Raw genomic sequence first — 20,682 nt, forward strand, 5'->3', positions numbered from 1 at the left:
GGGATTATTCGATCCCGGAAAAGAACGCGCAATGCCCCGGATACCCGGGCCGGGCGTCGCATGCCTTCAGGCAGCCGGGTTTTCCCCCCGGAAAACTGGCCGCCACCGACATCCTGAAGCCGTACGTCGGCGTCGTTACGTCGAAGCGGCTTTCGCACACCTTCTCCGTGCTGTAGGCGAAGGTCATGCCCTCGCGCCGGCCGTTGACGGCGAACGCCACCTGAAAACTGTTCCTGCTGCGCCAGCCGGACCGGGGCAAGACCACGAAGCGATAGTGCGTAGCGTCCAGGCGTTCGCCGAAGATCTTCAATTGCGCGGATGTCGTGCGGGTGGCGGGCGACGGATACGGCACGGCCAGCAATGTGCGCGGATCGCCGACCACGCCCAGGTCGAAACCCACCCCCTTCTGATAGAAAGGGACGTCGAGGCTGGGGTACCCGGCATATTCCACCCGCCTGTCCGTCGATCCGTACTCAATGGTCCGCGGGGCGTAGTCCGGCGCCCGTGCAAACGCCACGTCCAAGGTCAGCACCACGTCCGACGGGTTGGCCTCTTCGGCGCGGACATGCTTTTCATAGACGTCCGCAGTGCTTGCGCAGCCGGCCAGCGCGGCGGCGCACGACAGCGCCAGCCCGCGCATGCAATGCGTTGCGAAGACAGCCTGCATCTCAGGGCTCCTTGCGGGGTTGCACGTCAAGCGTGACAGGTTTCAGGTTCTGTCCGATGAACTGCCACCTATCGCCCAGCTTTTGCCACCGGAAATTCCGGTTGATCCATTCCGCCTTCAAGTTGTCGTAGCGCCGGCGCTGGTCGATCCGCTTGCCTTCGTTCAGCGCCCGGCGCGCTTGCGCCGCGCTCTCGTCCCAGGCCGCCTTGAAGGCGTCGCGTTGCATTGCCTTGGTGAACGGGATGGTGGCATAGGGACCTTCGTCTGCCACGCTCAGCCGGATCTCGTTGTCGAGCAGCACGGCGCCGTGACGATTGTCCGGCGACACCGACACCAGCAACGGGCTCGCGCGTTGGGCTTCCCCGGCACGCAGGTGCTCGAACCACAGCACCTGCCCGGTCGACGTCACCAATGCCCGCGCCCCGGCGGTAAACAGCAAGAGGTCCTGACGCCCGGGTTGCGCCAGGCCCATATCCGGGTCGCGCACATCGACCACGGGACTCAGCACGCGCGCGAGCGGCGTATCGTTCTGAACGGCGATCAGGACCGTGCCCACGCCCATGAAGTCATTGGAGACCGCCAGCAGCATCGGCTGGCCGCCTTCGGTCGGGCCCAGCGCGCTGACGTGGATGAATTGGTAGGCGTTCAATGGCCGGTAAGGCCTGCCGCGGTAGGTGATCTTGTAGAGGCTTGAGTTCGGCACGCCTTCCCGTGCGAACGCCCCGCCCAGCGGTTCGCTGGATGCCGCGGCCCGTGGCGTTTGCCCGGCCGGCTGCGCCGGTACGGAAGACGTCATCAATAGCGCCAGCGCCAGCGCGGCGCTCGCACGCGTCCAGGCGCCATGACGGCTCGGTCGAACGGTTTTCTTGGCAGACTGCAAAACGTCCTTGGCGGCAGGCGCCGCGTGAATGGGGATTCGGCATTCTACGAAAATCGATAAGGCGCCCAACGCTCCAATATTTGTTTCCATTTTTTCCGAACCGCAAGCATGGCCCGGAAACCGCGCAAATATAATTTCCAGGACTCAAATTCAGCGGAGGTTTGCCATGCGCCATGCAGAAGCCGGTCGTCGTTTTACCCACCCGTTGCGGCGCGTCGCGCCGTGGGTGGCGCTGGGACTATTGGGCTTGACGTTGTATGGCTGTGCCGCGACCACGCCGCCCAAAGGCGTGACGCCCGTGGGCGCGTTCGACGTGCATCGTTATGAAGGCCGCTGGTTCGAAATCGCGCGGCTGGACCACCGTTTCGAGCGCGGCATGACGGACGTCACCGCGCACTACACGCTTCAGGATGACGGCACCGTGCGCGTCGTGAACCGCGGATTCGACCCGGCCAAGGGGTCGAATGGCGATTGGCGTTCGGCAGAGGGGCTGGCCCGCTTCACGGGAGACCCCTCGGTGGCATCGCTGAAGGTGTCGTTCTTCGGCCCCTTCTACGGCGGCTACCATGTGGCCGCATTGGATCCGGATTATCGCTGGGCCCTGGTGGTGGGCCCGGATCGCAGCTATGCCTGGATCCTCGCGCGCGACAAGACACTGAATGCGCAGACGCGCGACGACATCCTGCGCCGCGCCAAGGCGTTGGGCCTGGACACCGACGCGTTCATCTGGGTCAGCCAGGACCGCGAACAGCCGCCGCTGGAACCGGCTTCCTGATGCCGCGTCGCGCGCCATGACATCCAAGGGCGCTGGCGCGCGCACCCTGCGCTTGATTCTCGGCGACCAGCTGAACCCGCTGCACAGCTGGTTCGCCCGGACCGACCCGGACGTGGTGTACGTGCTGATGGAAGTGCGTCAAGAGACGGACTACGTGCTGCACCACGCGCAAAAAATCCTGGCGATATTCGCCGCCATGCGAGATTTCGCGCGCCATCTGCGCCAGGCGGGACATCGCGTCAGGTATGTCGCGATCGACAACCCCAGCAACCGGCAGGACATCACCCAGAATCTGACTGCGCTGATGGCGCACTACGGCGCCCGCGAACTGGGCTACCAGCAACCCGATGAATGGCGGGTCAGCCAAGTCCTTGGCGCCTGGAGTGCGACGCAGGCATTCTCCGTGCAGCAGGCCGACAGCGAGCATTTCCATACGACGCGTGACGAAGTGGCCACGTTCTTCGGCCCCCGCAAGAGCTGGCTCATGGAGACGTTCTACCGCCATATGCGCCGGCGTCACGGCGTATTGATGGATGCATCTGGCGAGCCGGTGGGCGGGCGATGGAACTTTGATCACGACAACCGCAAGCCCTGGCCGGGCACCCCGCCGCTGCCGCCCGACGACCGGCCGGTGCATGACCATCGCGCGTTATGGGAGACGATCTGTCAGACAGGCGTGCAGAGCTTTGGAAATCCGCAGGCCGATCAATTCCGCTGGCCGCTGAATCGCGCGCAGGCGCTTGCATGGCTGGACCATTTCATCCAGCACACGCTGCCCAACTTCGGGGCCTACGAAGACGCCATGAGCGCGGGCAATCCGCGCCTGTTTCACTCGCAGTTGTCGTTCGCCCTGAACACGAAGATGCTGCACCCCGGCGAGCTGGTGCGTCAGGCGCAGGCCGCCTACGAAACGGGACATGCTTCCTTGGCGGCCGTTGAAGGCTTCATCCGGCAGATCCTGGGATGGCGCGAGTATGTCCGTGGGGTGTATTGGGCGCACATGCCCGGGTACGAGACGCGCAACGCGTTGGGGCACACGCGCCCGCTGCCGGCCTGGTTCTGGACCGGGCAGACCCGCATGCGCTGCATGAGCGACGCCATCGGCAATTCGCTAGAGAACGCCTACGCGCACCATATCCAGCGCCTGATGGTCATCGGCAACTTCGCGCTGTTGGCCGGCCTGGACCCTGCCGAGGTGCACCGTTGGTATCTGGGCGTCTACATCGACGCGTTCGAATGGGTCGAGCTGCCCAACACGGTGGGGATGAGCCAGTTTGCCGACGGGGGCTTGCTGGGCACCAAACCCTATGTCAGCAGCGCGTCATACATCGACCGGATGAGCGACTACTGCCACGCGTGTCCGTACGACAAGAAGCAGAAGACGGGCGAACGCGCCTGTCCGTTCAACGCCCTGTACTGGGATTTTTTTGCTCGCCACCAATCGCAGCTTGAGGACAACCGGCGCCTTGCCATGGTGTACCGGCGATGGCAGGACCTTCCCGAGGAGGCGCAGGCCGCGTTGCGTGAGCAGGCGGCGCTGACGTTGACGCGCCTGGAAGGCCTGTAAGACTTGCTTAACGCCATAGCGCGAATCATTCCGGCGGCATTCATCCTGCGTTAAGGTCGGGCCGCTATGCTTGCGGCCCAATACCCTGTCGCAGAAAAAATCATGGCAATCAAGAATACCGATACGCAGTTTGGCGGCCTCGTCATCGCGCTGCACTGGCTCATGCTCGTCGTGCTGGCTTTGGTCTACGCTTGCATGGAACTGCGCGGACTGGCCACGAAAGGCACCGATCTCTACAACAACGTCAAGGCGCTGCATTTCTCGCTGGGGCTGTGCATGATCGGGCTGGTTGCCTTGCGGCTGGCCATCCGTGTGGCCGCAGGCGCCGCGCCTGCCGTCCGGCCGCCGATGCCGACTTGGCAGGAGGTGCTTGCCCGGTTGATGCACTACGCCCTGTATGCCTTCATGATGGCCACGCCGATTCTCGGATGGCTGACGCTAAGCGCAGGCGGAAAGGCCATTCCGTTGTTTGGCCTTGAGGTGCCCGCCTTGGTGGGCGCGGACAAGGCGCTGGCAAGCCAGCTGAAAGAACTGCATGAAACCTTGGCGACGGCTGGCTACTTTCTGGTGGGCATGCACGCCGCCGCGGCGCTGTTTCACCACTACATCCTGCAGGACAATACGCTGGCGCGCATGCTGCCGGGACGTCGCTGACGCCAGGCCCAACGCAACGCGAAACGCCGAACGTGCGCTAGCCCCTAGGGAAATCCCGGGGCTAGCCTGGACTTTGCCCTTCCCCTAGAATTTGCCCTGCCTTCACGCATTGAAGGCCGGCTCGGCAAGTTCCAAAGGCGCAACTGCCCGCAAGGCCGCTCAGTTTTTCTCGTCGACAACGGCGTCGACATCCTGCCGGGTTCTCGGCATACCCACACACCTACACACGTCTACGCGACTTTCGGCGTCGGCCTCTGCTCGTCCCTGCACTTTGCGCCGGGCGCCAGACCGTGCGCGCCGCGAGCGCTCAAGGGGCCATCAACATGAGCATGAACCGCCGCCAGTTCCTCTCGTCCACCGCTGCCACCGCCGCCTCCGCTACCCTGTTGGGGCTGGCGGGCTCGCGCGCCTTTGCGGCCGGCGAGGAAAAAATCAACGTCGCCGCCATCTACGATCTGTCGGGGGGCCTGGACATCTACGGCAAGCCGGTGATGGACGCGCTGCGATTCGCGGCCGAGGAAATCAATGCCAAGGGCGGCCTGCTGGACAGGCAGATCAACTTCATCGCCTATGACGCGCAGTCGAACATGCAGCTGTATGCGCAGTTCGCGCAGCAGGCCGCGCTGCGCGACAAGGCCGCCGTGGTCCACGCCGGCATCACGTCGGCCTCGCGCGAGGTCGTGCGCCCGGTGCTCAACCGCTATCGCACCCTGTACTTCTACAACAACCAGTACGAAGGCGGCGTCTGCGACCGCAACTACTTCGCGGCCGGCGTGACGCCCGCGCAGACCGTGCAAAAGCTCGCCCCCTACGCCGTCAAGCACTGGGGCAAGAAGGTGTACATCGTGGCCGCCGACTACAACTACGGCCAGATCGTGTCCAACTGGGTGCGCAAGTACGCGGCCGACGTGGGCGGCAAGACCGTCGCCACGGAATTCTTCCCGCTGGATGTGACCGATTTTGGCGCCGCCATTTCCAAGATCCAGGCCGCCTCGCCCGACTTCATCTGGTCGGGTCTTGTGGGCGGCGCGCACATGTCGTTCTACCGGCAATGGAAGGCCACCGGCATGACGGGCAAGATCCCGCTGGCCTCGACCACCTTTGCTGGCGGCAATGAACACATCGTGCTGTCGCCCGAGGAATGCAACGGCTTCCTGGTCTGCCAGAACTACCTGCAGGAGCTGCCCGGCGCGGCCAACGCCGACTTCGTCAAGCGCTTCCATGCCCGCTACGGCGCCGACTATCCCTACATCACCGAACTGGCCATGGGCGCCTATCAGGGCTTCATGCTGTGGGCCGAAGGCGTGCGCAAGGCCGGCTCGCTGGACCGCATGAAGGTCATCGAAGCGCTGGAATCCGGCATCGCCATCGATGCGCCGAGCGGCCGCGTGTCGCTGGACCCCGCCACCCACCACTGCACGCTGGACGTGCACATCGCCGAAGTGCGCGACCGCAAGCTCAACCTGGTCGAGAGCTTCCCGCAGCAGCAGCCCGGCGATACCGCGGCCGTCTGCGACCTGATCAAGAACCCGGCGGACAACCGTCAATACGCCATCAAGTTCTGAGCGTTCCATGGATCTCGTTGCCATTTATGCCATCGATATCCTGGGTGCGATCGCCATCCTGGCGCTGTTGAGCGTCGGGTTGGCGGTGGTATTCGGGATGATGAAGATCATCAACCTCGCCCACGGCGAGTTCATGATGCTGGGCGGCTACGTCGCCATCCTTGCCACCAACCAATGGGGCGTGCCGATCTGGATCTCCATGCTGGTGCTCGCGCCCTTGATCGTCGGCGTCTTCGGGGTGCTGGTCGAACACCTGCTGGTGCGCCATCTGTACGGCCGCATGATCGACACCATGCTGGCAACGTGGGGGCTGTCGCTGGCCGTCATCGGCCTGGCCACCATGGTCTTTGGCAACACCACGGTCGGCATTTCGTCGCCCCTGGGCGGCATCACGATCGGCGCGCGCCAGGCAAGCGGCTACACGCTCTTTCTGATTGCGCTGGCCGCCGGCGTCATGGTGGCGCTGTGGTGCCTGTTGCGCTTTACCGATTTCGGCCTGCGCGCCCGCGCCTGCATGCAGAACGCCGCGATGGCCAATGCGCTGGGCATGAACCCCAATGGCGTCTACAAGATGACCTTCGGTCTGGGCGCCGCCCTGTCCGGTCTGGCGGGCGCCGTGCTCGCCCCGCTGACCGGCGTCATCCCCACCATTGGCTCGGCCTATATCGCCAAGGCCTTCATCACCGTCATCAGCGGCGGCAGCGCCGTCATCGCCGGCACGGTGAGCGCATCGGGGTTCTTCGGCGCCATCAGCCAGGGCGTGACCTTTCTTGCCACGCCGGTTTACGGCCAGGTGGCCTTGCTGCTGGCCGCCATCGTGCTGATCCGTCTGCTGCCGCAAGGCATCACCGGCCGATTCTTCAAGCGAGCGATCTGATGCGTGTACCTGTGATTTCTCTGGCGCTGGGCGCCGCGGCCGTCGCCGCCGCGATCCTATTGCCCACCGTCGTCGACATGTTCAGCCTCTTGTCCATGACGGTCTACCTCGTCATGGCCCTGCTGGCCCTGAGCCTGGCGTTCGTCTGGGGGCACGGCGGCATCCTGTGCTTCGGGCAGGCCGCCTTCTTTGGCCTGGGCGCCTATGCCTGGGCGATCGGCGCCTTCAACTTCGGCCCCGGCCTCGCCGCGATGGCCTTGGCCGTCGCCGTGCCGGCGGCCTTTGCCGCCCTGCTGGGCTACTTCATGTTCTACGGCAAGATCAGCGACGTCTATCTGGGCGTCATCACGCTGGCCGTGACCTTGATCCTGTTCAACCTGATGAATTCGACCTCGGGCGACAGCTATCGCATCGGCGAGGCGCTGCTGGGCGGATTCAACGGCATTCCGTCCATCCCGCCGCTGACGCTGCCGGGCGCGGCCGAACCCCTGTCGCCCGAAGGCACGTTCACGCTGGCCGCGCTGATCCTGATCGCGGCGTACTTCGGCCTGCGCGCCGTCATGGCCTCGCGCTTTGGCCGCGTGGTCGCCGCCGTCCGTGAAAACGAGCAGCGCGCGCTGCTGCTGGGCTACAACGCCAGCCTGTACAAGCTGGCCGCGTTCACGCTGGGCGGCGCGCTGGCTGGCCTTGCCGGCATGCTCTACGCCAACTGGGGCGCCTTCGTCAGCCCGGGCGTTTTCGGCCTGTCGCAGTCGGCACAGATCATCATCTGGGTGATCGTCGGCGGCCGGGGCACGCTGATCGGCCCCATCATCGCCTGCGTGGCGCTGCAAGCCATGGTCACGCAACTGGGCGCGCAGCACACCGTCGACACCGGGCTGGTGCTGGGCGTCATCCTGATTCTCTTCGTTCTGTTGATCCCGCGCGGCCTGGCCCCGACGGTGCTCGACACGTGCCGCCGCGTGGTGCGGCCGGCCAAGGAGCAAGCATGAGCACGCTGCTGTTGGAAACCCAGGGCCTGGGCGTGAGCTTCGGCGGCGTGCACGCCGTCAGGGAAGTCGATTTCCGGCTGGAACGCGGTGAAGTGCGCTGCCTGATCGGCCCCAACGGCGCCGGCAAAAGCACGTTCTTCAAGATGCTGTCGGGCCAGTTACAGCCCAGCCGCGGCGAGTTCCGCTTCAAGGGGCGCCCCCTGCGCGGGCTGGCCACGCACGAAGTGGCGCGTTTGGGCATCGGCATCAAGACCCAGGTGCCCAGCGTCTTCGAAGGGCTGGACGTGCGCGAGAACCTGCGCCTGGCCGCGGCGCGGCGCGCGCAGGGCGTGCCGGACGAGATTGCCGCCCAGGTGCTGGGGGAGATCGGCCTGGACGCGGTGGCCGGCACGCCGGTCAACGCGCTGGCCCACGGCCAACGGCAATGGGTCGAGCTTGGCATGATCCTGGCGTCGCGGCCCGAGCTGGTGCTGCTGGACGAACCGGCAGCCGGCATGACGCACCAGGAGGTGCGCAAGACCGCCGACCTGATCGGCGCCATCAACCGCCACAGCACCGTGGTCGTGGTCGAGCACGACATGGCCTTCATCCGGCTGATCGCCGGCCGCATCACGGTCTTCAACCAGGGCGAAGTGCTGGCCGAAGGCAGCTTCGACGACATCATGGCGCATGCCGAAGTGCGTGCCGCCTATCTGGGCAAGCAAGGAGAGACACATGCTCCAGGCGCGTGACCTGAAGGCCGGGTACGGCCGCATCCCGGTGCTGCATGGCGTGAGCTTCAGCATGGCCGCCGGGGAATTCACCGGCATTCTGGGGCGCAACGGCATGGGCAAGACCACGTTGTTGCGCACATTGATGGGCGAGCTGCCCCTGACCGGCGGCGATCTGACGCTGGCCGACCGGAAGATCGGCGCGCTTGCCCCGCATGCGCGCGCCCGCCAGGGCCTGGGCTTCGTGCCGCAAGGCCGGCAGATCTTCCCGGCGCTCAGCGTGGCCGAAAACCTGCGCATGGGCTGCGTGAAGAACCTGCGCGGCGCCGATGCCATGATCGCCTCAGTGTTGAAGGTCTTTCCGCGCCTGCAACGTCTGCTCGATCGTCCCGGCGGCAGCCTGTCGGGCGGCGAACAGCAATTGCTGGCGCTGGCCCGCTGCCTGTGCGGCGAACCCAGGCTGATGCTGCTGGACGAACCCACCGAAGGCATCCAGCCGTCTATCTGCGATGAGATCGTCGAGGCCTTGCAGACGCTGCGCGCCTCGCATGGCATCGCGATCCTGCTGGTCGAACAGGACATCGACTTCCTGTGCGCGTTGTCCGACCGCATTCTGGTGCTGGAAAAAGGCGAGCTGATCGCCGACGTTCCCACCGCCACCACCACTGCCCAAGAGATCGCCCGGCGTTACGGCGGTCTGCAATCCTGATACGGAATCCAAGATGTCCCTTCCCCGTCCCACCCTGGAAGCGCTGGACCAGGCCGCGCGCCGCATCGGCCTGAATCTGGACGATGCCACGCTGCGCGCCTACGGCAGCATTCTGGAGGCCACGTTTGCCGACTACGACCAGGTTGACGCGCTGATCGATCAGCCGCCGGTGGTGCGCTATCCGCGTACGCCCGGCGTGCAGCCCGAAAACAACCCGCTCAATGCCTGGTATGTGCGCACCGAGATCGACGGCCGCCCCGGCGGTCCGCTGGCGGGCAAGCGCGTGGTGCTCAAGGACAACGTCTGCCTGGCCGGCGTGCCCATGATGAACGGCGCGGCCACGCTGCGCGGCTACGTGCCCGATCAGGACGCCACCGTCGCCACGCGCATTCTGGATGCCGGCGGCCGCATTGTCGGCAAGGCCCATTGCGAGTATTTCTGCGTGTCCGGCAGCAGCCATACCAATGCCGCGGGCCCGGTGCGCAACCCCCGCAATCCCGAGCACTCGGCCGGCGGCTCGTCCTCGGGTGCGGCGGCCCTGGTCGGCGCCGGAGAAGCCGACATGGCCATCGGCACGGACCAGGGCGGGTCGGTGCGCATTCCGGCGGCCTACTCCGGCATCTACGGCATGAAGCCCACCCACGGCCTCATTCCCTATACCGGCATCATGCCGATCGAAATGACGCTGGACCACGCCGGCATCATGACCGCCAATGTGGCCGACAACGCCTTGCTGCTGGACGCCATCGCCGGCGCCGACGGACTGGACCCGCGCCAGCAAGGCCTGCCCGCCGAGCGCCCGTCCTACCGGGACGCGTTGGACATGCCGCTCAAGGGGTTGCGCGTTGGCGTCGTGCCCGAGGGCTTTGGCTGGGCAAACAGTGAAAGCGAGGTGGACGAAGCGGTGCGCAAGGCGGCCCGGGAGATGGCCGCGCTGGGCGCCGAAGTCGTCGAGCTGCCGGTGCCCCTGCACCGCAAGGGCCATGCCATCTGGACGCCGATCGCGGTCGAGGGCACCACCCAGCAGATGAAGGGCTTCAATTACGGCACCAACTGGAAGGGCCTGTATGTGACCGGTCTGATGCAGGCGCAACGCCATTGGCGCGACCACGCCGACGAGTTCCCGCACGACGTCAAGACCTGCCTGCTGGCCGGCGAATACTTCTACGCGCGCTACGGCGGCCAGTACTATGGCAAGGCGCAAAACCTCGCGCGCCGTCTGCGCCAGGCCTATGATCAGGCTTTGGACCGCGTCGACCTGCTGTTGATGCCGACCGTGCCCATGCGCGCGCCCCGTCTCATCGATGCCGGCGCGGCCCCGGACCTCTTCGTGACCCGCGCCCTTGAAATGAACGCCAACACCGCGCCCTTCGACGTCACCGGCCATCCGGCCATCTCCGTGCCCTGCGCCCTGCGCGACGGCCTGCCCGTCGGCATGATGCTGGTGGGCCGTCATTTCGACGAAACGACGCTGTATCGCGCCGCCCATGCTTTCGAGCAATCGCTCGACTGGACATCGCTGTGACCGCCACCACCGGCCATCGGGTCGGCCTGCTGTTCTCGCACGAGAGCCTGACAGCGGCCACCGAGATCACCCAGGAAAACGCCACGCTGCTGGCCATCGACGAAGTCAATGCCGCCGGCGGCATCGGCGGCGTGCCGCTCGTTCCTGTCAGCGCACGCGTGGGCGCCCAGCCGGCCGACTATCGCCAAGCAGCCGAATGGCTCTGCGACCGCGAGCGCGTGCCGCTGATCTTCGGCACCCACATGTCCAGCACCCGCAAGGCCGTGCTGCCGGTCGTCGAAAGCCGCCGCGCGCTGCTGTTCTACGCCACGCTCTACGAGGGTTTCGAGTACTCGCCCTATTGCTTCTACGGCGGCTCGGTGCCCAACCAGAACTCGGTGCAGCTGGCCAGTTACGTGATCCGCCACTTCGGCAACCGCGTGCTCTTCATTGGCGGCCAGTACGTCTACCCGCGCGAGTCCAACCGCATCATGCGCGAGCTCTACGAGCAGGCGGGCGGCGAAGTGGTCGACGAGGTCTACCTGCCGCTGAACGCGCCGCAGGAGGACCTGGCCGATGTGCTGAAGCGCGCCGTGGCGTTGCGTCCGGACGCCATCTACTCGACCATGGTCGGCCGGGACATCGTCAAGCTGTACCGCGCCTACCGCGAGCTGGGCCTGGACCCGGCGCGCATGCCCATCGTCAGCCTGGCCACCAACGAGACCGACGTGGCGGCGCTTACCGCTGAAGAGGCCGAAGGCCACATCACGGCCGCGCCCTACTTCGCGTCCCTGAACACCGCGCCCAGCCGCCGGTTCGCCCAGGCCTACCATGCGCGCTTCGGCGAAGACAGCCCGATCACGGCAGGCGCCGAAGCCGCCTATTCCCAGGTCCATCTCGTGGCCGACGCCGCGCGCCGCGCGGGCGGTCTGGCCGTGCCCGACCTGGTGCAGGCCCTGGACGGCGCCCAGTTCGAAGCGCCCCAAGGCCTGGTCACCATCGATGGCGATACGCAGCACACCTCGCTCTGGCCGCGCATCGCGCGCATCGATGCGCAACGCCAGTTCAAGATCATCTACGCCGCGCGGGCCGCGGTGCGGCCGGTGCCGTACCTGGTTGACCACGCGCTGGACCCCGAGGCCCTGGCGCTACCGTGACAGCCCCCTTGACCCGGCCCGGCCGCAGCACCACGGCGCTGCGCGAACTGAACGGCCTGCGCGTGCTGGTCCTGCACCCGCAGGATGCCGAATCGCGTCTGTTGATGTCGCATCTGAAACGCATCGGCTGCGTGCCGACCCAGCAATGGCCGCTGCCCGATACGCTCTGCACCGATACCGACGTGGTCGTTCTGCCCATCGAAGAAGACTATCGCGATGCCATCCAGAAGCTGGCCGATGGCCTGAATGCGCTGAGCCCGCCGCTGGTCGGCATCGTCGAGTACGAGAACCCGGCCACGTTGCAACTGGTGCTGCATAGCGGCTGCACCGGCGTCATCGAGCGGCCGATCCGCCCTTTTGGCCTGCTGACCCAGCTGCTGCTGGCGCGTACCGCCTGGCGCCAGCAGGCCGCCACGATGGCTCACATGCGCAAGCTGGAAGGGCGATACGCCGCGGTCAGCAAGGTCGCCACCGCCAAGACGCTGCTGATCGCGCGCGAAGGCATCACCGAAAACGAGGCGCACCGCCGAATCCAGGGGCGCGCCATGGCCACGCGATCGTCGCTCGAAGACGTGGCGCAAACCATCATCAACGAATTCTCCTGATCCCATGTCCGCCTTTTCATTTCAGACCGTCCCCCACATTCTTGTCGAACCGGGCCTGGCTCGCCGCCTGGGCGCCCTGCTGCGCGAACGCCATGCCGGCGCGCGCGCGGTGCTCGTCACCGACAACTTCCTGAACCGTAGCGGCGCGCTGCAACCGGCGCTGGACAGCCTGGCCGCCAGCGGGTGGCAGACGCTGGTGATCGACGATGTGGTCGCCGACCCGCCCGAAGCCGTGGTGCAGGCGGCCGCGGAACGCGCCCGCGCATTCGACGCCGACGTGGTGATCGGCTTTGGCGGCGGTTCGTCCATGGACGTGGCCAAGCTGGTGGCGTTGTTGTGCAAGAGCGATCAGCCGCTGGCCGCCATGTACGGCGTCAACCAGGTGCAAGGCCAGCGCTTGCCGCTGATTCAGGTGCCGACAACGGCCGGCACAGGCTCGGAAGTCACGCCGATTTCGATCGTGACCACGGGCGCCACCACCAAAAGCGGCGTGGTCGCGCCGCAGCTCTATGCCGATGCGGCCTTTCTGGATGCCGAACTGACGGTCGGCCTGCCGCCCGCCGCCACGGCCGCCACCGGCGTGGACGCAATGGTGCACGCCATCGAGGCCTACACCAGCAAACGCCTGAAGAATCCGCTGTCCGATCATCTGGCCATCCTGGCGTTGAAGCTGCTGTCCGCCAACCTGATCACCGTTTGCCGCGACGGCGCCAATCTGCAGGCGCGGTCGGACATGCTGCTGGGCGCGATGCTGGCCGGCCAGGCATTCGCCAATGCGCCCGTGGGTGGCGTGCACGCGCTGGCCTACCCCATCGGCGGCATATTCCATGTGCCGCATGGCCTGTCGAACGCGCTGGTGCTTCCCGCCGTGCTGCACTTCAATGCGCAGGCCGCGGCGCCTCTCTACGCCGAGCTGGGGCGGGCGGTAGGCTTGCCGCCGGCCGCGGATGACGCCAGCGGCGCGGCCGCCTTCATCGCCTTCCTGGAAGACCTGATCCGCCAGGCCGAGTTGCCGAAGGGGCTGCGCGCCGTGGGCATCTCGGAAGCCGACCTGCCCACGCTGGCAAGCGCCGCCATGGCGCAGCAGCGCCTGCTGATGAACAACCCGCTGCCCATCGATGAGGCGCAGGCGCTGGACATCTACCGCGCCGCCTACTGAGCGGCCTGCCGCGCGGCCCTCGGCCTTATTTCAGCGCCTGGATGATCACGAGCGCAAGCCACATGCCGAGCACGCCGCCGGCCAGCCAGCGCCACCGGCCCATGCGCCGCCACGCGGCCGCCCAGGCCGACGGGTCGCGGGAATGCGGTGCGCCCGCAGGCGCACCGCGCCGCTTGAGCGCGGTGCGCGCCGACTCGGCGATGCGGATGCCGTAGAGATACGCGCCGGTCAGGGATAACGTGGTCAACAACATTCCGAAAAAGCACCACAACGCCCGCACCGGCCAGCCGCCAAACGTGCCGAAATGGAGGGGGTCGGCCGCCTCGCCGATGCGCTGGTGAACACTCATGTCCTGCCCGTCGTTGCGTCCCAGGATGGCGCCCGAGGCGATCTCCACGCCGATGACGTTGGCGCGCTCGCGCAACAGCCATCCGTTTGCCTGCCCTTCCAACAGCAGCGCCTTCCCATTGGGGCTCGGCCGCACGCTGGAGATCTTCAGATCGGGCCAGGCCGCCTGCGCGGCAGAAATCGCCCTGTCCACGTCCTGGGCGGCCAGCGGCGCGTGCGTGGCCGCGCCCTTGAGCTGCACGATCGTTGGCGGAAGCGGCGCCTTCGCCCCCAATGACTCGGCCAGATACCAAAACGCGGTCACGCCGATGAGCAGCACGAACCCGAGACTCCAGACGCCCGCCAGGCGATGCACGTCGCCCCACGTCAGCCGCGGTTTGCCCTTGCGTGGCCAGGCCAGGAATCCGCGCCACCAACGCTTGTAGATGTAGAGGCTGCTGACCAGCATCAACAGGAGCGGGATCGACAGAAGCGCGACCAATGGCACGCCATATTTCGGGGGCAGCATGAGGTTTCGATGCGTGTCCCGCAGCCATCGCTGAGCGCTCCACCACGACGACTGCCCGGTCACTTGCGCGGTATGCGGATTCACCCACACCCGCAGCAATTCACCATTGTCCTGACGCATCAGCGCTTCGGCGGCAAAGCGCTCGCCATGCGGCGCGGCCAGGCTGCGCAGGCGCAAGCCGGGGTGCGCCCGCTCCGCGGCCGCCAGCATTTCTCCCCAACTGGCCTGGCGGTCCTGGGGCGTCACGCGCATGGCGGGTTCGATCAGCCAATCGATCTCGGTCGCCACCACTGCCAGCGTCCCCGTACAGAAAATGAAGCTGAGCAGCAGGCACAGATTCATGCCAATCCAGCTATGCAGATCGAACCAAAGCCGGCGGGCGGACGAACGCGTCTTGGCTGCGGCAAGCGTGCCGGCGGAAGATTCAAGCGAAGACGGCATGAGACATGAATGTGATGTAAAGCGGCACAAGGACGAAATTTTCGGGCGCATGGCCGCGCCCAACGCGCATTGTAGTGCTTATAATTAATCGTTGTTATTCTCATTCGCAAAGCACGTTGATCAGCGATCAAGCGTGCCGCCGCGCATGCATACCCACCGCTTCTCCTGCGCCCGCCGTCCTTCCATGTCCTTGAATTCCTATTCGGCACTGGCCGCCGCCATCGTGTTGGCCGCCCCCTTTGCCGCTGTCGCTCAGGCTGACGATTCCCCCGTGCAACTGCCCGCCGTGCGCGTCACCGGCGACGATGACGCCGGCCAGGACGGACTCTTCAACCCGGTTGCGCCGCCCGCCGTCAACAAGTCGTCCGTTCCCCTGTCCAAGACGCCGCAGTCGATCACCGTGGTGCCGCGAGCGGTTCTGGACGCGCAGCAGGCGCAGACCCTGGCCGACGCGCTGCATAACGTGCCCGGTGTGGTCGCCAATCAGTTTGGCCGCCGCGGCTGGGACGATCTCATCATCCGCGGGCAGGTCGCCTCCGATTCCCTGTTCCTGGACGGGCTGCGCACGGCGGCAAGCAACCGTGTCGCCGAACAGCTGTTCGGTGTGGAACAAGTGGAAGTGCTGAAGGGACCGGCCTCATTGCTTTACGGTCAGGTCCTTCCCGGGGGCCTGGTCAACATGGTCAGCAAGCGCCCGCGCGCCGAAACCTTCGCCGAAGCGGCCACCACGCTGGGCAGCCACGAATTCCGGCAGGCCACGCTGGACATGGGCACCCCGCTGTCGGACAACGGCAAGGCGGCGTTTCGCGTCAATGCCCTGGCCATGAATTCGAATGACGAGACCGACCACGTGTGGTTCAAGAATCGATTCATCGCCCCGTCGCTGTCGCTGGATCTGGGTCCGCGCACGGATTTCACCATCCTAACCAGCTACCAGGAACGCCGCTACATCCGCCAGCAGGGACTGCCGATCGTCGGGACGGTCCAGTCCAACCCCAATGGCGCCATCCCCCGGGACCGCTTCACCGGCGAGCCCGGCCAGGACCCCTATCGCGGCTACCAGAGCCGCGTGGGGTACGCGCTGACGCACCGCTTCGACAATGGCTGGACGGTCAACCAGAACGCGCGTTGGCAGTCGTTCACGCTCAACGGCCAACTGGTCGCCAATGGCCTGCTGCGCGCCGACAATCGGACGTTGCGGCGTACCGCCACGGACCAGCACTGGGACGGCGACACGATCACGCTGGACACCAACGCGCAGCGCAGATTCGAAACGGGATTCGGCGCCCACGACATCACGGTCGGCGTGGATTACCTGCGCACGCGCGAAAACAGCCTGTCGTACAACTGCTCGGTGCGGGACCTGGACGTCTACCAACCGGTTTACGGCAGCCCCATCAACTGCCCGGCCAATCCGCGCACCGACAGCAGCACCACCGTGCGCGCGATCGGCGTGTATGCCCGTGATCAGATCGCGCTGGGCGAGCGGTGGAACGCGGTGTTCGGCCTGCGCCATGACACCGCCAGCACCTATTCGACCGACCATCTCACACAATCCCGCGAGGACAGCAGCGATAACGCCATCACCGGGTCGGGCGCGCTGATGTACGAGATTGCGCCCGGCGTGCGCCCCTATATCAGCTACGCCACGTCGTTCTATCCCAACAGCGGCACCAACGTCGACGGCAACACCTTCAAGCCCGAAAGCGGCAGGCAATGGGAAGCCGGCGTGAAGATCGATCTTGACGACGGCGCCACCAGCATCACGGTGGCCGCGTTCGACCTGGAGCGGCGCAACGTCCTGCAGGCGGACCCGGTGAATGACGGCTACAGCATCGCGGTCGGCAAACAGCGCACACGCGGCGCGGAACTGGGATGGGCGTCGGACCTGGGCAATGGCCTGAGCCTCATGGGCGGCTATGCCTATCTATCGGCCGTGGTCGTGGACGACGGCGGCCAAGTGCCCTCCACCAACAACACCCGCCTCAACAGCGTGCCGCGGCACAGCTTCAACGTGACGGCGCGCTATCGGATGCAGGGCAGCCTGGCCGGCTGGGAGCTGACGGGCGGCCTTCGCGCAGAAGGAAGCCGCTATACCTACGGCTACGACATTCCCGGATATCTGGTGGCCGATGCGGGCGTGGCCTATGACGCGGGGCGTTGGCGGGCGGCCCTGACCATGAACAACCTGTTCGACAAACAGTATTACGCGGGCGGCGTGCGCAACGCCGTCGCGCTGGGGAATGGGCGCACCACGTTGGTCAGCCTGGCCTTGCGCTACTGAAGCGACGCCCCTACCGGCAAGGGAACGACCGCGCCAGCGCCTCGCCCACCAGCGGCCCGGCGTTCCCGTTCACCCGGCTGCCTGGCAGCGCAGTCAGATAGCTGTGCACCCGGTCTTTCAATTCATGCGGCAGGACGCCGGTTCGGGTGCACCAGACCGTACCTTGCGTCTGATCGGCAATTCCGCTCACATAGGCCTGCGCATAAGCCGAAGAAAACTGGCGTGCCAGCGAGGCATCGCGAATCTCCGAGGGCATTTTTCCTTCCATGGCGGCGATCAGATCGGCGCCGGAAAAATGCCAGGTACGGACATCCTGCGCCTGGACGGTCACGCAGGAAAACAGCATGAAGATCGATGCCACGCGTTTCATTGCTCAACGTTCCTCTTTGAACCGGACTTCAGAATCTGACCGGAGAATAGCGTAGTCGCCACCGAACGGCCCAAAGCGGTCTGCCCGACTTGCCGCATGTGGCAGGTATCAACATACCGCGTTCCCCATAGACTCCCCGTTCAAGTCCGGCCTGAGGCCGGGCGCCTCTTGAATGCGGAGCCACTCATGACAGCACCTCGGGCGGGTCTCAGACCCGCCGACTTCCTATCCCCCACCGTCGCAGCCCTGATCTCGGTCCTGGTGAACTACGGCGGCACCTTCGTCCTGGTGTTCCAGGCGGCCGAGCTGGCCCGGTTGTCGCCGGCGCAAACCACCTCCTGGGTATGGGCGGTATCCGTCGGGGTGGGCGTGACCGGCGCGCTGCTGAGCTGGCGCTACAAGGCGCCGATCATCACGGCGTGGTCCACGCCTGGCGTCGCGTTCCTGGCAACCGTCATGCCTTTCACGCCTTATGGCGAAGTCATCGGCGCGTACATGCTCTCGGCGCTGGGCTTCATCGCGCTGGGGCTGTCGGGCGCTTTTGAAAAGCTGGTGCGCAGGATCCCGGGCGGCATTGCCGCCGGCCTGCTGGCGGGCATCCTGCTGCAGTTCGGCGTCAATGCCTTCGGCGGCGCCAGCGCCGACCCCCTGCTGGTGATCGTGCTGGTGATCTCCTACGCGCTGCTCAAGCGCTTTACCTCACGCTTTGCCGTGGTCGGCATCCTGGCCATCGGCCTGGGACTACTCATCGTGCAAGGCCGCATCGACTTCTCGGCCGTCCATCTGCGCCTGGCGGCGCCCGTGTTCGAAATGCCCAGCTTCTCGTTGCAGGCCTTGCTGGGCGTCGCCCTGCCTCTTTTCATCATCACCCTGACCGGCCAGTACATGCCCGGCATGCTGGTGCTGCGCAACGACGGCTACCGGACCAGCGCGAATCCGATCCTGACCGTAACGGGGCTGGGGTCGCTCGTCATGGCGCCCTTTGGCGCGCACGCGTTCAATGTCGCCGCCATCACCGCCGCCATCTGCACCGGCAAGGATGCCCATGAGGATCCCGCCAAGCGATACGTCGCGGGTCTGGCCTGCGGCGTGTTCTACGTCCTGGTGGGCACATTCGGCGTCACGTTGGCGACGCTGTTCATGGTGCTGCCCAAGGCCTTCATCACCACGCTGGCCGGGCTTGCGCTGCTTGGCGCCATCGGCGGCAGCCTGGCCAACGCCATGGCCGACGCACGCACCCGGGAAACGGCGCTCATCACGTTCCTGGCCACCGCCGCGAACGTGACCCTGCTGGGCGTAGGCGGCGCATTCTGGGGGCTGGTGGCCGGCCTGACCGCGCACCTGCTGATGCATGGCGGCCGGGCCTTCGTTCTGCCCCGTGAAGGCCGGTCAGGCGCTTGACAACGCGTTCGACAGACGCAGCACGGCGTCCTCGATCTCGTAGGCCGTCAGCGACGCATAGCCCAACAGCCAGCCCGGCTGCTTGAACTCGCCCGCATACAGGCGGCTCAGCCCGGGCAGGCGCAGACCGGCGCGCTCTGCCAGACGGAGGGTCGTTTCCTCGGTCCAGCCTGGCTGAAGCAGGCATGGAATCTGCAAGCCGCCCGGCGGACGCACGGCCTGCACGACGCCGTCCAGCCGCTTTACCAGCGACGCCAGCAGCACCTCGCGGCGTCCCGCGTACAGTTTGCGCATCGCACGCACGTGCGTGTGGTAATGACCGTCTTCCATGAAGCGGGCCAGCGTCAGCTGCAGTATCTGCGGGGTGTGCCCGTCCATGATGCTGCGCGCCCGTGAAAAGGCCTCGACCAGTTCCAGCGGCAGCGCCATGTATCCCATCCTTAGGCCCGGATACAGCGTCTTGCTGAACGTGCCCAGGTACAAGGTGCGTTGATGCCGGTCCAGGCCCTGCACGCAAGCGGTCGGCAACCCGTCGTAATGGAACTCGCTGTCGTAGTCGTCCTCGATGATCCACTTGCCATGGCTTGCGGCCCAACCGATCAGCGCCAGCCTGCGTTCCAGCGACAACGTCACGCCGGTCGGATATTGGTGCGACGGCGTCACGTACACGCAACTGGCGCCGCTGCGGTCCGCGTGCAAGAGATCCGTGCGTATGCCCTGCGCATCGACGTCGATGGGTACGATCCGCGTCTCGGCGGCTTCGAACGCCTTGCGGGCGCCGAAGTAGCCGGGATTCTCCATCAGGATGGGCGTGTCCGCGTCCGCCAGCAGTTTCGCGCACAGAAAGAGCGCTTGCCGGGTGCTGCTCAGCACCAGCACCTGCTCAGGCGAAACCTTGGCGCCACGCTCCAGGTTCAGATAGGCCGCGATTGCGCGGCGCAGCGGTTCGGCGCCCTGCGGGTCGCCATGCAGCAGCACGTGGGCGCGGCTGTCCTTCATGACCTGGCGCTGCAGGCGCTCCCAGACGCCGGTCGGAAACGTGCGCGTCTCGGGCAGTCCGGTGGCGAACGCCTTGATGACCTGCTGGTCGGAAACGCCGCCGCTCTCCAGGATCGCCCGCCCGCGCCGGCTCAGGCCTGTGCCGGGCTGCGCCGCGCCCGGCTGGCGCGCAAGCGTTGCCCGCTTGCGCGTCGCGCCCCGCAGCTCGATGCCCACCGTCTCGGACACATAGCTGCCCGAGCCCTCGCGGCGCACGATGTAGCCGTCGCGGTGCAGTTGCACATAGGCGTTCTCGACGGTGTCGCGCGACACGCCCAGCGACTTGGCCAGGCCGCGCGTCGCGGGCAGCTTGATCCCCGGGCCCAGCGCGCCGTCCAGGATCAGCGCGCGCAGCGCCCGCTGGATGCGCTGATTGAGGTCCAATCGCTGGAGCGCCGCCTCGCTCATCCGAATCTTGAGCGTGTCCAGCTGGAATGCCGTTGCCATGAGGTCGCGTAACGGTCTGCCGCC

19 protein-coding genes are annotated in these 20,682 nt (G+C 66.3%); 14 read left to right on the forward strand and 5 right to left on the reverse strand.

The genetic code is table 11. From position 1 onward, the window contains the following. Positions 1-4 precede the first annotated feature (4 nt). Together V6V88_RS22685 and V6V88_RS22690 are read right to left on the reverse strand one after the other, a co-directional pair. Complete coding sequence (locus V6V88_RS22685) at positions 5-640, reverse strand: hypothetical protein (protein ID WP_223572780.1); 636 nt, start codon at positions 638-640, stop codon at positions 5-7. 28 nt (positions 641-668) lie between these two features. Continuing rightward, a complete protein-coding gene (locus V6V88_RS22690) occupies positions 669-1,463 on the reverse strand; it encodes a hypothetical protein (protein ID WP_338616452.1) in 795 nt (264 codons plus the stop codon). 250 nt (positions 1,464-1,713) lie between these two features. Here V6V88_RS22690 and V6V88_RS22695 point away from each other — a divergent pair, with 250 nt between their 5' ends. From V6V88_RS22695 to V6V88_RS22750, 12 genes are all read left to right on the forward strand, one after another. Further along, positions 1,714-2,322 (forward strand): lipocalin family protein, encoded by a 609-nt coding sequence (locus tag V6V88_RS22695; RefSeq protein WP_223572784.1) that lies wholly within the window; start codon positions 1,714-1,716, stop codon positions 2,320-2,322. 16 nt (positions 2,323-2,338) lie between these two features. Next, positions 2,339-3,889, forward strand: a complete 1,551-nt coding sequence (locus tag V6V88_RS22700; RefSeq protein ID WP_338616458.1) for a cryptochrome/photolyase family protein — start codon at positions 2,339-2,341, stop codon at positions 3,887-3,889. Positions 3,890-3,991: 102 nt separating this feature from the next. Beyond that, on the forward strand, positions 3,992-4,543 hold the full coding sequence (locus tag V6V88_RS22705) for a cytochrome b (protein ID WP_338616460.1): 552 nt from the start codon (positions 3,992-3,994) through the stop codon (positions 4,541-4,543). Between the two features lie 323 nt (positions 4,544-4,866). Beyond that, positions 4,867-6,108 carry an ABC transporter substrate-binding protein gene (locus tag V6V88_RS22710; protein ID WP_279991715.1) on the forward strand — a complete coding sequence of 414 codons (1,242 nt, stop codon included), beginning with the start codon at positions 4,867-4,869 and terminating at the stop codon, positions 6,106-6,108. Positions 6,109-6,115: 7 nt separating this feature from the next. After that, a complete protein-coding gene (locus V6V88_RS22715) occupies positions 6,116-6,985 on the forward strand; it encodes a branched-chain amino acid ABC transporter permease (RefSeq protein ID WP_338616465.1) in 870 nt (289 codons plus the stop codon). Further along, on the forward strand, positions 6,985-7,977 hold the full coding sequence (locus V6V88_RS22720; RefSeq protein ID WP_338616467.1) for a branched-chain amino acid ABC transporter permease: 993 nt from the start codon (positions 6,985-6,987) through the stop codon (positions 7,975-7,977). Before V6V88_RS22715 ends, V6V88_RS22720 begins: the two co-directional genes overlap by 1 nt. After that, positions 7,974-8,708, forward strand: coding sequence for an ATP-binding cassette domain-containing protein (locus V6V88_RS22725; RefSeq protein WP_338616470.1), 735 nt, complete (start codon positions 7,974-7,976; stop codon positions 8,706-8,708). Before V6V88_RS22720 ends, V6V88_RS22725 begins: the two co-directional genes overlap by 4 nt. Then, complete coding sequence (locus tag V6V88_RS22730) at positions 8,692-9,396, forward strand: ABC transporter ATP-binding protein (RefSeq protein WP_056325774.1); 705 nt, start codon at positions 8,692-8,694, stop codon at positions 9,394-9,396. The genes V6V88_RS22725 and V6V88_RS22730 overlap by 17 nt, the downstream gene beginning before the upstream one ends. Positions 9,397-9,409: 13 nt before the next feature. Then, positions 9,410-10,921 carry an amidase gene (locus tag V6V88_RS22735; protein ID WP_062839651.1) on the forward strand — a complete coding sequence of 504 codons (1,512 nt, stop codon included), beginning with the start codon at positions 9,410-9,412 and terminating at the stop codon, positions 10,919-10,921. After that, a complete protein-coding gene (locus V6V88_RS22740) occupies positions 10,918-12,057 on the forward strand; it encodes a transporter substrate-binding domain-containing protein (RefSeq protein WP_062839650.1) in 1,140 nt (379 codons plus the stop codon). The genes V6V88_RS22735 and V6V88_RS22740 overlap by 4 nt, the downstream gene beginning before the upstream one ends. Then, positions 12,054-12,662, forward strand: coding sequence for an ANTAR domain-containing protein (locus V6V88_RS22745; RefSeq protein WP_062839649.1), 609 nt, complete (start codon positions 12,054-12,056; stop codon positions 12,660-12,662). Before V6V88_RS22740 ends, V6V88_RS22745 begins: the two co-directional genes overlap by 4 nt. Before the next feature lie 4 nt (positions 12,663-12,666). After that, positions 12,667-13,821, forward strand: a complete 1,155-nt coding sequence (locus V6V88_RS22750; protein WP_062839648.1) for an iron-containing alcohol dehydrogenase — start codon at positions 12,667-12,669, stop codon at positions 13,819-13,821. Positions 13,822-13,846: 25 nt separating this feature from the next. Here V6V88_RS22750 and V6V88_RS22755 read toward each other — a convergent pair whose 3' ends face one another. Next, a complete protein-coding gene (locus V6V88_RS22755) occupies positions 13,847-15,118 on the reverse strand; it encodes a PepSY-associated TM helix domain-containing protein (protein WP_062839647.1) in 1,272 nt (423 codons plus the stop codon). A gap of 184 nt (positions 15,119-15,302) precedes the next feature. Here V6V88_RS22755 and V6V88_RS22760 point away from each other — a divergent pair, with 184 nt between their 5' ends. Then, positions 15,303-17,402, forward strand: a complete 2,100-nt coding sequence (locus V6V88_RS22760; protein ID WP_338616477.1) for a TonB-dependent siderophore receptor — start codon at positions 15,303-15,305, stop codon at positions 17,400-17,402. A 10-nt stretch (positions 17,403-17,412) separates the two neighbouring features. Here V6V88_RS22760 and V6V88_RS22765 read toward each other — a convergent pair whose 3' ends face one another. Then, positions 17,413-17,772 carry a Rap1a/Tai family immunity protein gene (locus tag V6V88_RS22765; protein WP_056325755.1) on the reverse strand — a complete coding sequence of 120 codons (360 nt, stop codon included), beginning with the start codon at positions 17,770-17,772 and terminating at the stop codon, positions 17,413-17,415. A 186-nt stretch (positions 17,773-17,958) separates the two neighbouring features. Here V6V88_RS22765 and V6V88_RS22770 point away from each other — a divergent pair, with 186 nt between their 5' ends. Then, entirely contained in the window at positions 17,959-19,173 is a 1,215-nt protein-coding gene (locus V6V88_RS22770) for a benzoate/H(+) symporter BenE family transporter (RefSeq protein WP_338616481.1), read from the forward strand. On the opposite strand, the gene V6V88_RS22775 is transcribed toward V6V88_RS22770, so the two are convergent. Continuing rightward, positions 19,162-20,658, reverse strand: a complete 1,497-nt coding sequence (locus V6V88_RS22775; RefSeq protein ID WP_338616483.1) for a PLP-dependent aminotransferase family protein — start codon at positions 20,656-20,658, stop codon at positions 19,162-19,164. The two genes, V6V88_RS22770 and V6V88_RS22775, sit on opposite strands and share 12 nt — an antisense overlap. Between the last annotated feature and the right edge of the window lie 24 nt (positions 20,659-20,682).

The organism is Achromobacter sp. E1, from assembly GCF_037039475.1.
Classification (GTDB): Bacteria; Pseudomonadota; Gammaproteobacteria; order Burkholderiales; family Burkholderiaceae_B; genus Achromobacter; species Achromobacter mucicolens.

Coding starts and splice junctions, on each gene's coding strand:
- V6V88_RS22685 (WP_223572780.1), bottom strand. CDS start 640: ATGCGCGGGCTGGCGCTGTCGTGCGCCGCCGCGCTGGCCGGCTGCGCA.
- V6V88_RS22690 (WP_338616452.1), bottom strand. CDS start 1,463: ATGACGTCTTCCGTACCGGCGCAGCCGGCCGGGCAAACGCCACGGGCC.
- V6V88_RS22695 (WP_223572784.1), top strand. CDS start 1,714: ATGCGCCATGCAGAAGCCGGTCGTCGTTTTACCCACCCGTTGCGGCGC.
- V6V88_RS22700 (WP_338616458.1), top strand. CDS start 2,339: ATGACATCCAAGGGCGCTGGCGCGCGCACCCTGCGCTTGATTCTCGGC.
- V6V88_RS22705 (WP_338616460.1), top strand. CDS start 3,992: ATGGCAATCAAGAATACCGATACGCAGTTTGGCGGCCTCGTCATCGCG.
- V6V88_RS22710 (WP_279991715.1), top strand. CDS start 4,867: ATGAGCATGAACCGCCGCCAGTTCCTCTCGTCCACCGCTGCCACCGCC.
- V6V88_RS22715 (WP_338616465.1), top strand. CDS start 6,116: ATGGATCTCGTTGCCATTTATGCCATCGATATCCTGGGTGCGATCGCC.
- V6V88_RS22720 (WP_338616467.1), top strand. CDS start 6,985: ATGCGTGTACCTGTGATTTCTCTGGCGCTGGGCGCCGCGGCCGTCGCC.
- V6V88_RS22725 (WP_338616470.1), top strand. CDS start 7,974: ATGAGCACGCTGCTGTTGGAAACCCAGGGCCTGGGCGTGAGCTTCGGC.
- V6V88_RS22730 (WP_056325774.1), top strand. CDS start 8,692: ATGCTCCAGGCGCGTGACCTGAAGGCCGGGTACGGCCGCATCCCGGTG.
- V6V88_RS22735 (WP_062839651.1), top strand. CDS start 9,410: ATGTCCCTTCCCCGTCCCACCCTGGAAGCGCTGGACCAGGCCGCGCGC.
- V6V88_RS22750 (WP_062839648.1), top strand. CDS start 12,667: ATGTCCGCCTTTTCATTTCAGACCGTCCCCCACATTCTTGTCGAACCG.
- V6V88_RS22755 (WP_062839647.1), bottom strand. CDS start 15,118: ATGCCGTCTTCGCTTGAATCTTCCGCCGGCACGCTTGCCGCAGCCAAG.
- V6V88_RS22760 (WP_338616477.1), top strand. CDS start 15,303: ATGTCCTTGAATTCCTATTCGGCACTGGCCGCCGCCATCGTGTTGGCC.
- V6V88_RS22765 (WP_056325755.1), bottom strand. CDS start 17,772: ATGAAACGCGTGGCATCGATCTTCATGCTGTTTTCCTGCGTGACCGTC.
- V6V88_RS22770 (WP_338616481.1), top strand. CDS start 17,959: ATGACAGCACCTCGGGCGGGTCTCAGACCCGCCGACTTCCTATCCCCC.
- V6V88_RS22775 (WP_338616483.1), bottom strand. CDS start 20,658: ATGGCAACGGCATTCCAGCTGGACACGCTCAAGATTCGGATGAGCGAG.